This is a genomic window from Streptomyces sp. NBC_00846 (assembly GCF_045207325.1).
Taxonomy (GTDB): domain Bacteria; phylum Actinomycetota; class Actinomycetes; order Streptomycetales; family Streptomycetaceae; genus Streptomyces.
In genome coordinates this window covers 5,920,622-5,933,383 of the sequence record NZ_CP108846.1, presented here as the reverse complement: position 1 = coordinate 5,933,383, position 12,762 = coordinate 5,920,622, and the positions used below count along the sequence as shown (strand labels likewise).

Here is a 12,762-nt window from a genome sequence, read left to right as displayed (position 1 = left end):
CCCGCATCAGCAAGGTCGATCAGTGGTGACAGCGGCCACTGAAACCCTTCCGGAAGCCGACCGAGGACGCGGCCACGGGCGTCCGGCTCACAACGGCATCGATGTGTTTTCGACAGGGTGATTGAGAGCCACTCGGGCAACGACTTCGGGAGCCACTTGTGTCTTTGTGAATGCGGATCTAGTCGCCTTGACGGCCGAATCGGCACGAGCAGACCTCGTCACCTGATCGAGCGAGCCGACCCGCCAAAGAGGGGGCCGCGATCCGGATGAGAACCAGCCCACCTAATTTGACCGGCCAGCCGCAGGTCCGTCGCTGGCCACCTAGTCTCAGTGGAGGAGGCCGGGAGCAACCGATGAGTCGCTGCAAGCGCGGTCGAAGGCTGCATCCGGATTCCTCGACAGGGGGAGGGATAAATGCAGGCGCTGGAGAAAGCGGACCCGCGTCAGATCGGGGAGTTCGTCCTACTTGGACGGCTGGGGGCGGGCGGCATGGGCCGGGTCTTCCAGGGGCGCTCGCCCGGCGGTCGGCTGGTGGCGGTGAAGGTTGTCCACGACAGCCTGGCTCACGATCCCCAGTTCCGGCGGCGCTTCGCTCAGGAGGTCGCCGCGATGCGCCGGGTCGGTGGCTTCTGGACAGCCACGGTCGTCGACGCGGACCCTCACGCCCCGGTGCCATGGCTGGCCACCGAGTACGTGGTCGGCCCCTCGCTCGAGCAGGCTGTCCGGGACCACGGGCCCCTCACCGCGACCGACGCGCACGGGCTGGCCGCAGGGCTGGCCGAGGCACTGACCGCCATTCACGTCACGGGCCTGATCCACCGCGACCTCAAGCCTTCCAACATCCTGCTCACCGCCGACGGTCCCCGTGTCATCGACTTCGGCATCGCCCGCGCTCTGGACGACACCGCTCTCACCGGCACCGGCCACGTCGTGGGTTCCGCAGGCTTCCTTCCCCCCGAACTGGCCATGGGCGGTGCCGTCGGCCCAGCTGGCGACATCTTCTGTCTCGGCCTGATTCTCGTCTACGCCACCACTGGCACCCACGCCTACGGCACTGGCCTCCCTCTGGAAGTCCTCTACCGGGTCGTCCACGAAACTCCGAACCTCAGCGGCGTTCCCGACAGCCTGCGTCCCCTGCTCCTGCGCTGCCTGGCCAAAGACCCTGCTGGGCGGCCCACGGCGGGGCAACTCCTCACCGAACTCAACACCCCCGAACGACTCCCCGCTCTGAGCCACAGCCGGCTTCCCCCGCCCCTCACCCGGCTCGTTCAGCATCAGGTCCGTAGCACTGAGGCCACCACTGCCCTTGTCCGCCCAGCTGGTCGCTCCGCGCCCCAAGCGGGTCCCGGAGCCGGTCCCTTGCCGCCGGAAACCCTCCAGGAACCCCTCCGGGGCTGGCGCCGTCTGCGCGGGAAGATCACGGAGACCGGTTTCCGCCAGCAGCCCCAAGCACGCGCAAACCAAACCGCCCCCGGCACGCCACGATGGAGGTTCCCCATATTCGGGGCGACACTACTGGGGGTGGCCGATGGGATGGTCTACGTCGGCGCCGGCCACGACATCACGGCCCGTATCGAGGCCGACCCCGAGACTGCTGAAGCCCTCAGGCGGTCCTGTGGGATCCTTGCGCTGGACGCAGCCACTGGCGAACAACGATGGACGCTCCCCACGGACCACAACACGGTGAGCTCACTGGCGGCGGTCGACGGGACGGTCTACGTCAGCGGCGTCAACGGCGTCAACGGCGTCGACGGCGTGCTGGCCGTGGATGCCGCCACTGGCACGCCGCAACGAACGCTCCCCATCCTGACGGGCACCCTGGCCGTCGCCAACGCGATGGTTTATGCCGCACTCGGGGCAAAGGTCTACGCGGCACGCGCCAGCGGCGACTTACGTTGGATGCACTCCACCAAATCCGTCGTGGACCACGCGCTGTATCTGGCAGTGGCCGACGGAACGCTCTATGTCGGCAGCGAGAACCGTCTCGAGAGCGGCGCACTGTCCGCGATAGATGCGGCTGACGGAACGCCTCGATGGACACTCCTCACCCCCAAGGGCTCCCAGATGAACGCGCTGACGATAGCCGACGGAACGGTCTATACCACTAGCAACACCGTCGACGAAAGCGGCAACGACGAAGTCGAAGAAGCCGGCGAGGTGCTCGCGGTCGACGCGGCCAGCGGCACAAGGCGATGGACACTCTCCGCCGAGCGTGCCATCCACACGCTGGTGGTGGCCGACGGAACACTCCATGCCAGCACCTTCAGCGGCCTGTTCGCAGTGGACGCGGCCACCGGCACACCACGATGGACGCTCCCCACCCCCACCTGGTGGATCAACACCCTGGCGGTGCTGGACGGAACGGTCTATGCCTGCGGCGGTACATCCGGACCCACCGATAGCGAACGCCATGGTCACGTATCAGCGTTCGACGCGGCCACCGGCACACCACGATGGACGCTCCCCATCAACTCTGTCGTGAGAGGGCTGGCAGTGGCCAATGGAACCATCTACGCCAGCACTCGCGCCGCCATAGTCGCTATCTGGGCATAAGGCAGAACGGCTGGAAGCCACCGGGGAGCAACAAATGTCGGCAGTCGGGCGACGCCGAAACGAAAAGGCACGCAGCCCGACACGGCTCGCTCAGGGTTGCTCAACTTCGTTACGGCCACGCAGCGTAACGTCAGCGAAGTCGGAATAGCGGCTGGGGCGGCTCTCGAAGCAGCAGCTCGACGACGAAGGAGTGACTCCCGAAGTCGTTGCCCGAGTGGCTCTCAATCACCCTGTCGAAAACAATCGATGCGTCCGAACAGCCGAGGCTCCGCCTGACAGGCACACCACGCTGCCCGGCTTCCGTCCCTGCGAACTGGCTGAGCTCCCAGCTGGCACACAAACAGCCTCGGCCCCTTTCGTCCTTCGGCTCAACGGACCTCACATCGCGCCTGCCGTTAGTGATGTGACGCCGGGTACCAATTCGGCGATCACGTGCACAGACAATCCGGCCACGGAGGAAAGGACAGCGGCGACCAATCCCAACTGCGGCCCCTGACGACAACAACGCACTCGCTCGGGACCACGAGCCAGCCCCCCTTTGAGATGGGATTAGTCAGACAGGCAGAGCCGTGTCGAGAAATTCCTGCACTGGCTCGAACAGCCCATACGGCACGTACCGCGGGATCTCGCCATGGGCGACCCAAGCGAGCTCGGCCAGCTCCTCGGTGTCCGCGACATGGGCGGTGCCGCCCATCACCTCGCAGGCCGTGTACGACATCAGCCGGCCCGTCTTCGGGTGGATCCGCTCACCGAGCAGTCTCACGGCGGCCACCTCCAGCCCGGTCTCCTCCTGAGTCTCTCGTACGGCGGCGTCTTCGCGGGCCTCGCCCGGCTCGACTTCACCGGCCGGGAACTGCCACGAGAGCTGGCCTTCGCTGACCCGGCGCCGAACCATGAGTACGCGCCTCTCGTGGACAACGATGGCCGCGGCGATGCCCGGTCGCTCCTCCGCGTTCTGCTGCGTCACGTCTGCTCCTCCAGGACGGCCAGGATGGGTGGGAAGATCGTATCGACGGGGATGAAACGGGGCACCGAGTTTCTTGGGACCCACATGACGTCGATGTTCTCGACCGCGTCGGCGTTGCTGGCTTCGCCCGCCAGGTACTCACAAAGGAAGTACTCGCACAGCACTCCGGTCACGGAGTGAAGCCGGTTTCCGAGGTGCTGCCGGACCGCGCAGTGGACACCCGTCTCGTCCAAGGTCTCCCGCACGGTAGCGGTCTCCGCCTTGCCTCCCGGCTTGATGACACCGGCCGGGAACTGCCAGGTGATCCCGGCAGCGTCGTCGTCGCGCTGGCACACCAGCAGGACATCGCTGTCGCGGATGACCACCGCGATGGCTACACGCAGTGCCTGCGCGCCTGACGATGTCGAGTCCGCCGGGGCCCGCTCCTTCGCCAGCAGGAGCGCGAAGCGCTGTCGCGCAGCCGCGGGACCCTGTTCGTGGGCCGTGTCGAGGAGCTGCTGCATCTCCCTGCGAGGCACAACTGACGCGTCGGAGTGCCAAGTGGCCACGGTCCTCACGGCGATACCCAGGTGCGCGGCGAACTGTTCGCTGCCGAGGCGTAGGGCGGACTGCAGCAGGCAGGCGTACTGGCCACTCCAACGCGCGACCACGTCGACGCTGAGCCATTCGTCGAGCGGGCCATGTCGCTCAGCGCATCGCGTGGCCATGGGGCCGGCGCGGACATAGCGCGGGATCGTCGTGTTAGCCAAACCGGCGATCCCGCGCATCCTTGTTAGTCCACCGCCACTACCTGCCCATACGTCGAAAGGCACCACCCAGACGACCACAAACCAAGCGCGAAACGCTCACGGCCAAGGTGCCGTCAAGCGATCACGCTGCTGCGTAGCTCGCACGGAACAGATCCTGGGCACGCTCCACGTCCCTCATGGTGCGCAGCTGCACCTCCAGGTCGCCCGTCCCGTGGTGGCCGAGCCCCGTCACGTCCCGGGTAAAGCCGGGAACGAGATCGACCTCCTTCGGGTCGGCCTTGAGATAGATGAGGAGCTTGCTCCGCTGAGGCGGGCAGACGCAGGCGAAGTTCCTCAACCGCTGATACGCCCGGTACTGCTTGCGCTGGACGCGGTTCACGCCGTCGCCGAGACCGAGCAGCGCGTCGTCGACCGCGCGCCCCAGCGCGACCAACGACGTACTCTGACCGCTGGCTGCCGCCCGCTCGGCCGCCTGTATGCGTGCCCGCCGGGCTACCGGTGTCCCGCCGCTGACGGATGCCACGGTCTCAAGGCCAAGCAAGTCGTTGCCAAAGAGTCGGTAGCAAACCAGGTCAATGCTGCGCCGGTGCTCACGTACGGCGTGCACGTCGTAGCGCGTGAAGTCGCCGGCAATGCAGACCAGTCGGGGCGCGGTCCACAGCACTTGGGAAGCGGGTGTGGCCCCGAGCCGGTCGCGGACCAGGCGCTCGAACTCGGCCCGGTGGTCCATCAGCCACGAGAGGTAGAACAGGCCCTGGTTGATGACGCCGGCGTCGACACCGCGCTTGTACTCGATATTACCGACCGCAGGAGCTCGGATACCGGCTCTGAACTGCAACGATGCATAGACTACATGTCCGCGACGCGGGGTTGGGGCCGTTGGTGTCCCCGTCCGAGTGATCTCGCGCCGGAGCCCCGGCCGCCTGGTGGCCGGGCTCCGTTGGTCGTGGCGGGTGCGACTGCGTTGGTCAGGATGGTGACCTGGCGGCCAGCCGGGATCGACAGCAGTTCCCTCGTTGTCGATGACGAGGATGAAGCCGTCCACGAAAGCCCGGCGAGCGGTGCCGTCGTCCTCGTCCTCGACCTCGACGGTGCCGACGAGCACGGTGGTGTCGAGGTACTGGATCGGCCGGGCCATGCCGCGGACGCCCCAGGACTTGCCGCCGGGGTTGGGAGCTCCGATCAGGGTCCGGCACCAGGGACCTACGTGTCGGCCCCGTAGGTCCCGAACTCCGGAAGCCCCGTCGATTCGAAGATGTGCACCGACAGGCCGCCTGCTGTCGTCTGATGGCTGACGAGCCGCAGGCCAGCCGGTGCGCCGCCGTCCGGGAACAGGCGTCGGCCCTGGCCCACCACGACCGGGGCGATCACGAGCCGCAGCGTGTCGATCAGCTCGGCTGCCAGTAGGGACTGGGCCAGCTGGGCGCTGCCGTGGATCTGCAGTTCCCGACCGGGCTGCCGCTTCAGTTCGGCGACCTGGGCGGGGATATCGCCGGACAGGATCGTGGTCGGGTTCCACTCGGCCTTGGTCAGGCTGTGGGAGGCCACGTACTTCGGCAGGCCGTTCAAGATGCCGGCGGAGGGATGGTCGGTCATCTTCGGCCAGTCCCGCGCAAAGTTCTGGTAGGTACGGCGGCCGAACAGGAACGCGTCCGCCTCGCCGAGCCAGGTGCCGGCCAGCCGGTCGAACTCCTCGTCCAGGTGCGGCACGAACCAGCCACCCCGCTTGAACCCGTCGCTGGTGTCCTCGTCCGGGGACCCCGGGCCCTGGGAGACACCGTCGAGCGTCAGGAACTCCTGCACAACCAGCTTCATCGCGCACCACTCTCTCTTCGACCTCGATGGCCGATTCAGCCTATTCGGCGGGGAGAAGCGACCGTCCCCACCGCTTAGACGCCGTGGGGCGCAGAAACTCATCGGTCCGAACGCTGCTGACCGTGGCGGCCTGCGCGAGCCCGCGTGGCTCCGTCGACAAACGTGCAGGTCGGATGACCGGCGAGGAGCGCGTGGCCATCTATCGCTGGACGTCACAAGTCCCTGCGAAAGACCCGCACCCATCGGAGATGCGGGCTTCGAGGTCGGCGACGCGGCGGTCTTGGAAGCGGAGATTGGAGCGGGCGGCCTTGAGTCGTTCGTCGAGGGTGCGGTTGTCGGTGGTGAGCTGGCGGACTCGCTGCTTGAGGGTGGTGTTCTCGGTGGTGATCCGTTGGATGGCTTCCTCGGTCCACTCGGCCTGCAAGTCGCGGATCTGGCCGAGGAGTTCGCCGATGCGGGTGCGCTGGGCGAGGATCTCAGCGTGGGCGGTGTTGAGGGCGTCCTCGGCGTTCAGTGCGCGTTCGCGCCAGGTCGCCTCGCGCTTGTCGTCCTGCTGGGCGATTAGCCGCGACCGGTGTTCGCCGGCCTCGGCCATCGCGGTAGCGACCACGGCTCTGGCTTCAGGGTTGTCGTAAAGGAAGGTGCGCGAGACGTCCGCGCGGCGGGCGACTGCAGCGACGCTGACCTGGGTCTTCTCGCGTCGGATGATGGCGATCGCCTCGTGGACCCGCTGGAGAGCGGTCTCGGTCTTGCGGCGGCGGACCGCCAGGGCAGCAGCCGTGCGGGGCCCGGGGACGGAGGCGGTGTTCATGCGGTGTCCTGTTCGGGGTCGTTGCCGTCGGCTGTGCATGTATCGCTGTATTCGCCCTCCTGGTCGCTGCCCGCGTGGGCGAGGTCTGCGGCGCGGAAGGCGGTGGACCACACCCGGTGGAAGTAGTCCTGCGGTTTGCGCAGGTCCAAGGCGAGGGCGTCGTCGAGAAGACCGAGGCCGGCCAGGGCCTTCTCCAGGCCGTCGATGGCGCGGGCGGTGGGCTCGAAGTAGCGGTGGAGGTAGTCGGCGGTGGCATCGTCCGGGGCGCCTTCGGCCAGCAGCCGCCACTGTTCCCGTTTGCGGCGCCAATAGAGGAGGTCGGCGCCGGACAGGACGAACTTGTCGCAGTTGTGGCAGTCGAGGTTGAAGGGGCAGGCCCCGCCGTTCACGACGGGCTGGAAGGTGCAGAAGCCGCCCTCGGCGGGGGTGCTGCGGCGGGAGAGGTCGATGGCCAGGGCCTGGGCCTGCTCGTGGGTGAGCGGGGTGGTGTCGCTGGTGAGGGGTTCGCCGGGGTAGGCGGTGCCGGGGCCGGCGACCCACACGTGCTGGAGGACGTTGTCCAGGTCCGACTGGGTCAGGTGGACGTAGTGCTCGGCCATGCGGTCGGAGACCTGGCCGAGGTAGCGGCGGATGTGGGTCAGGGTCGCGCCGTGCCGCAGCAGCCGGGTGGCCAGCGTGTGGCGGGCCTGGTGGGCGACGTAGTGACCGCCAAGGTCGAGGTCGGCGAGCCAGCTGCGGAATCCGGTGTGGAACCAGGTGTAGGACAGGGCGCGGCGGCCGTCGGGGTTGAGGATGTCGGTGGGGAACAGGGCCAGATGGGCGCGCTCGGCGGGAGTGGGCGGGCGGCCGGCGTGCCGGTCGGCGTAGTGGGTCAGGGTCTTGCGGCGGCGTTCTTCGAGCCGGTCCAGAAGCGGGTCGGGGATACGGACGGCCGCGTTCAGGTTGCCGACCTTGGTCTGGTCGTGCCAGAGCAGGGGCAGTCCGCCGTAGCGACCGATGCAGTCCAGGCGGAGCTGGATGACCTCGCTGGCGCGTCGGCCGGTGACGATGATGGTCTCCCACATGTCCCTCAGTCCCCGGTCGTGCGGGTCGTAGCCGTCGGCGAGTTGCTGCAGGTTGGCCTCGTCCGCAAGCGCCCGGGCGACTTCGTCTGGGAAGGGGTTTCGGCTCCGGGGCGTGCCCGGGCCGCCGACCGGCATAGCGGCGATGAAGGCGCGGTCCAGGCCGATCTGCTCGGCGCTGCCGCTGTCCAGCGCGCCGCGCAGCAGGGCCCGACCGTAGTTGAACACCATCCGGCGCGAATTTTCGGTGACCTTCGCCCTTTTGCCGTCCAGGCGGGCCTGCCCGCGGAAGGCCAGTCCGAGGCGTTCGCGGTTGCGCAGGTCCGCAACGAAGCGGTGGACGTGCTCGCCGCGCAGCACGGACGGGTCGTGGCCGCCGCCCGGCGTCTCCGCCTCCAAAAACGCGGACAGTTCGGCGCCGGCGCGGCGCACGAAGTCCACCGGCTGGGCGCTGCGCGGGCAGGTGGGTGAGCGCAGCACGTCGGCAATGTGATCCCACAACAGGTCGCGCAGCCACCGCTGGGTGATGCAGGTCAGGTCGACGTAGCTGGAGCGGCCTGGGAAGCAGACACCGAAGTGCTCGGTCTCGACGTAGCCGGCGTCCCGGGTGTCGGAGGGGGTGAAGTAGATCTTCCGCAGGGCCTGTTGCATCTCCTGGACCATGCGCTGGTGGTAGGCGCGGCGGAAGACGGACGCTTCCAGGCCGGCCAGGGAGTCCACGTCGCGGCGCTGGCATTCGTCCGCGAGCGACTGCATCCACGTCAGGTGCCACACGGCGACGGGTTGCAGGCCGTGGACATGCATGCCCCACTGGAACTCGGCCCTCAGCAGGGGCCGCAGCCCGCGCAGGTTGACAGTTCCGGTGCGGTGCACCGGCAGCTGGGAGCGGCACCAGGCACGGAAGGCGACTTCGTCCTCGCAGGTCACCGGGACAGGTCGATCACGACGCTCGTAGGTGGCGAAGAAGTTCTTCGGCGGCTTCGCCCCTCCCGGGCGCCCGGCCCGGATGTAGCCGCGCTCGTGCGCGCCGCACAACCCCAGCGGCGAGGCGGCCAGTTCGTCGCACACGTCCGCTCGGCACTCACCGTAGCCCGGCAGCGACGGCTGGTCGGCCAGCCAGCGTTCGAACTCCGCCTCGCCCCCGCTGGGGTGCCGTTTCAGGTGGCTCAGCCACCGGTTGCGGTGGCGGAAGCACAGCACCAGCTGCAGGCTGAACGCCGGCCGCTGCGGGCAGATCCGGCACATCATCGCCTCCGGCATCTCCGTGGCCGGCAGCGGCTCCGCGGTCCGCAGGAACTGAGCCCGGTTCATGCCGCGCGCCTCCGCTTCCTGCCACTGCTCGGCGTGCACCGAGCACATCGCGTAGCGTCGCCAGCAGGGCCGCGCGCAGTCGACGACTGTGCAGCTCCACGGATAGACCGGGTGCGTCGGCGGGATCTTCAGCACTCCGCCGCGCAGCACCGGGTCGAACTCGGGCCCGTTGATCAGCGCGGTGAGTACCTCCAGCCGGTCCCGTCGCGTGCGGGCATCCTGCTGCGGCAGCAGTGACGGCGCCGTCACTTCGTCTCACCCCAGACCGTGCACAGGGCGGCGTCGAAGACCGGGTCGTGGACATCGACGTGTCCGTAGACCTCATCCACCATCGCTGCCGACGCCCAGCCGCCGGCGTCCCGGGCGATGAGCAGGTTGCCGTCGGCGGCGTCGAGAACCGCGGACGTGAACGAGTGCCGGAAGGCGTGGGGTTTCACCAGCCCGAGCCCGGCGCGCTTCCCGGCCCGGCCGAGCATCCGCCGGGCCCCGACCGGCGCCCACGGTTGTCCGGTATCGGCGCCGTGCAGCTGGACCAGGAGCATGCCGTGCCCGGCGCCGCGAGGGTACTCGGTGGTGATGTACTCGAAGTAGGTGTGCACCATCGCCGGGCTGACCCGCTTGATCAGACCGCCGGTAACGATGCCGTGCTCGACCCGCCAGGGGTGCTTGCTCTTGGCCTCAGCCCGGTTCGGGTTACCGGGGCGGTGGCAGACGTGCAGGTGAGGGGCGCGGCACTCGCCGCAGGCCGCGTTCTCCCGCAGGTGCAGGTCGACCAGGTATAGCCCGCACAGCTCACCGATCCTCAAGCCCCCGTCGGCGAGCCAGGTGACAACCAGCCGGTCCCGGGCAGCGTTCACCGTCTCCAACAGCCTCTCCCGAGCGCCGTCCGGAAGCATCTTCGGATGCCGGCGGTGCGGCCCCTTCGGCGCCAGCGGATTGGTGGGCAGCGACGACTTCACATGCCCGAGGAACGAACGGCGCCGGTCCACCCGCGACGGCAGCCGCGACTTATCGAGCCTCCTGCCGAGTTCGCCGTTCACACCTAGGGCGGACTGATGCAGGTAGAAGCCCTTCAGACAAGCCGCCGCGGTCGACAACGCGGAGCGGCCATAGGGGCGCTTGCCGACCCGCCACGGCTCGCCGAGCGGCATGCGGACCTCGGCACCGAGGATACCCATGTACCGTTCCAAGTCCCGCAGTTGGACCTTGGCGAAGGCCAGGCACTCTCGCTCCAGCCACCGCAGATGGTCCACCAGCAGGTACGCGTACGTCCTCTGCGTCCCCGAACCATCATGCAGACGCAGGAACCGGTCCGCCTCCGTGTGTACCGTCCCCTCGGGCCACACGATCGTCCACGACCGCCGCCCGTCCTTATGCTCGATCTGCTGGACTCTCAGGTCCCCGACCACCACGTGCCGTGCCACTCGTCCTCCGTACCGACTCCAGAACATGACAGACGCCCCGGACACGGTCGGTAAACAAGCCCGGGACGACCTGGTCACAGTCACAGACGGACATCACGGGCAGGACTACCTGCGGTCGGTAAACTCGACGATGACCGGCGATCCGTTCTCGTCCAGCCCCAGCGAATCGATCCTGCCCGCGTGCACCGGCCCCGTGCCGTACTCGCTCGCCAGAAACCGGACCCCCAGCAGCGTCTCCATATGCGCTTCGACGAGGCCCTGCACATCTGCCTCGACCTCAGCAAGACGCGACGTGACCTCGGTCACGCCGCTGTTCGTCGTGTTCGTACGGAACAACTTCAGGCCCGACACCTTCCCCTCCTCGGCTCGAAGATCGATAACGCCGAGGAGGGGAGGGATTGTTTCCGCGAGAGGCTCCGAGGCTGTGAAGATGGCGTGAGAAGCTACGTCCGGGCCACCGCGAGGCGCCAGCATCCCACGGTTCCCAGGGATCACCAGATCCCACATACGTCCCACAGGATCCTGGGACGAGCGCCCGGAAGACTGCGTTTTCGCAGGTCAGCCCCCGTAGCTCAGTGGATAGAGCAGGCGCCTTCTAAGCGCTTACTCCTTCGTTGATACTGAGGTTGAACTCGTGGAGCCGTAGGGGCTGACGGCTCGTTGCCCGTGCGGTATCACCGAAGCGGCGGGTATCACAAGGAGGCGGCCTGACCGCCGAACGGCAGCGTTTCCGCGAGGAGTTACGACTCCAGGCGGCCGAGAGATTTGACCGGAACGCAGCAGACGCCCCTCGCTGGACTACGGAGGTAGAGCAAGAGGCACAGGGAACGCAATCAGCACCGGACAGGATGGGGCGTCGATGCTTCCAAGCCCGAACCTGAACAGAGAACTGACCTATCCCCAAGCGGCGAACTCAGGGCCTAGCGAACGCGCGTGCGGGATTTGACGGCGGACGAGCGGCTACAGAAGGAGGAGAGCTGACTGCGGACAGGTGTCGCCTGGGAGTGGGTGCGGTTTGCTGTCCACCGCCGGCGACGGTTGTGAGCGTGAGGCCGAACAGAAGCCTGTTCATCTCCTCGCTTGTCAGCCCCAGTTCCGCGGCTACGGCGGAAGGCTTCACACCCTTTGTGCGCAGCGCCGCGAATACCTTGGTCAGCACTTGCGATGTCTCCCGCTCTCCCATGCTCTCGGGTTCGGCGGAGCGATATCCCAACCGGCTCAGTTCCGCGCAAGTCGACCTGTACTGCCAGTCCGTGAGCAGGCTCAAATCGTGCAGGCGGTACGTCAGGGCCATGGCGGAGACCTTCCAGATCTGCTTGCCGCGGATGATCTGGTCGACGTGGGCACCCGACGGCATGTGGCCCAGGACGCTTGCCCTGGGCATGAGGAACGCGGATGCGAAGGCGTTCGCCTGGCGTTCGGCTTCGGGACCCGAGCAGGCGTGCTCGCTCCCATGCATCACGAGGTGCCCGAGTTCGTGAGCGGCGTCGAAGCGGCCTCGTTCGGCCGATTTCAGGGTGTTGAGGAATACGAAGGGCACGCCTTCACGCCAGACGGCGAACGCGTCGACCTCGGCGTGATCGGGGTCCAGGGAGAACACGCGCACTCCATGGGCTTCCAGGAGGTGCACCATATTGGGTGCCGGCGCTTCCCCAAGTTCCCAGCGGGTGCGGACCATTGCGGCGGCCGTTTCCGGATCCGGCCTGCCCAGGGATGGCACGTCCACCGCTGGAAGGCGGAAGCTCTCAGCGATCCAGGCGTAAAGCGTCGCACCGAGCGTTCCTGCGGCTCGGGCGGCATCCAGCACTCGTGGTGAGGTCTTGCTGCGTGCCCGCCACGAGATTCCGTCGGCGGGGAGTTCCTCCAGTGGCGGCCCTTGGAAGAAGGCTGCGGGGAAGTCCAGGGCGGAAGCCAGCTTGTTCAGGGTGGTGGAGCGCGGAACGGTTCGCCCCGTTTCGTAGTTCGACAGGCTTTGCAGCGAGATGCCAGACCGGTCCGACAACTGGGCGAGGGTCATCCCTCTGCGCTTGCGTGCCAGTGCGATGCGGGACGGGGTCACCATGTGGGGGCT

Annotated in this window: 9 protein-coding genes and 1 pseudogene; 1 reads left to right on the top strand and 9 read right to left on the bottom strand. The window is 67.8% G+C overall.

Annotation, left to right across the window (positions count from 1 at the left end; genetic code table 11):
* Positions 1-414: 414 nt before the first annotated feature.
* A complete protein-coding gene (locus OG936_RS27265) occupies positions 415-2,553 on the top strand; it encodes a protein kinase domain-containing protein (protein WP_406498145.1) in 2,139 nt (712 codons plus the stop codon).
* 553 nt (positions 2,554-3,106) lie between these two features.
* Here OG936_RS27265 and OG936_RS27260 read toward each other — a convergent pair.
* From OG936_RS27260 to OG936_RS27220, 9 genes and pseudogenes are all read right to left on the bottom strand, one after another.
* Positions 3,107-3,520 carry an NUDIX hydrolase gene (locus tag OG936_RS27260; protein ID WP_406498143.1) on the bottom strand — a complete coding sequence of 138 codons (414 nt, stop codon included), beginning with the start codon at positions 3,518-3,520 and terminating at the stop codon, positions 3,107-3,109.
* Positions 3,517-4,227, bottom strand: a complete 711-nt coding sequence (locus OG936_RS27255; protein ID WP_406500631.1) for an NUDIX hydrolase — start codon at positions 4,225-4,227, stop codon at positions 3,517-3,519. The genes OG936_RS27260 and OG936_RS27255 overlap by 4 nt, the downstream gene beginning before the upstream one ends.
* Before the next feature lie 163 nt (positions 4,228-4,390).
* Entirely contained in the window at positions 4,391-5,407 is a 1,017-nt protein-coding gene (locus tag OG936_RS27250; protein WP_406498141.1) for a DUF5655 domain-containing protein, read from the bottom strand.
* Between the two features lie 65 nt (positions 5,408-5,472).
* Positions 5,473-6,084 (bottom strand): dihydrofolate reductase family protein, encoded by a 612-nt coding sequence (locus OG936_RS27245; protein WP_327242456.1) that lies wholly within the window; start codon positions 6,082-6,084, stop codon positions 5,473-5,475.
* 199 nt (positions 6,085-6,283) lie between these two features.
* Entirely contained in the window at positions 6,284-6,895 is a 612-nt protein-coding gene (locus OG936_RS27240) for a DUF6262 family protein (protein WP_326812619.1), read from the bottom strand.
* Positions 6,892-9,516, bottom strand: coding sequence for a site-specific integrase (locus OG936_RS27235; protein ID WP_327242457.1), 2,625 nt, complete (start codon positions 9,514-9,516; stop codon positions 6,892-6,894). The genes OG936_RS27240 and OG936_RS27235 overlap by 4 nt, the downstream gene beginning before the upstream one ends.
* Positions 9,513-10,691: a tyrosine-type recombinase/integrase gene (locus OG936_RS27230; RefSeq protein ID WP_406498138.1), complete on the bottom strand. Its 1,179-nt coding sequence runs from the start codon at positions 10,689-10,691 to the stop codon at positions 9,513-9,515. Before OG936_RS27230 ends, OG936_RS27235 begins: the two co-directional genes overlap by 4 nt.
* A gap of 120 nt (positions 10,692-10,811) precedes the next feature.
* Positions 10,812-11,198, bottom strand: a pseudogene (locus OG936_RS27225) (transporter); the annotation flags it as partial.
* 406 nt (positions 11,199-11,604) lie between these two features.
* Entirely contained in the window at positions 11,605-12,753 is a 1,149-nt protein-coding gene (locus OG936_RS27220; RefSeq protein ID WP_406498136.1) for a helix-turn-helix domain-containing protein, read from the bottom strand.
* Positions 12,754-12,762: the final 9 nt, after the last annotated feature.

Bases quoted from the DNA above. Each gene is read 5' to 3' on its own strand.
- OG936_RS27265 (WP_406498145.1), top strand. From the start codon at position 415: ATGCAGGCGCTGGAGAAAGCGGACCCGCGTCAGATCGGGGAGTTCGTC.
- OG936_RS27255 (WP_406500631.1), bottom strand. From the start codon at position 4,227: ATGGCCACGCGATGCGCTGAGCGACATGGCCCGCTCGACGAATGGCTC.
- OG936_RS27250 (WP_406498141.1), bottom strand. From the start codon at position 5,407: ATGGCCCGGCCGATCCAGTACCTCGACACCACCGTGCTCGTCGGCACC.
- OG936_RS27245 (WP_327242456.1), bottom strand. From the start codon at position 6,084: ATGAAGCTGGTTGTGCAGGAGTTCCTGACGCTCGACGGTGTCTCCCAG.
- OG936_RS27240 (WP_326812619.1), bottom strand. From the start codon at position 6,895: ATGAACACCGCCTCCGTCCCCGGGCCCCGCACGGCTGCTGCCCTGGCG.
- OG936_RS27220 (WP_406498136.1), bottom strand. From the start codon at position 12,753: ATGGTGACCCCGTCCCGCATCGCACTGGCACGCAAGCGCAGAGGGATG.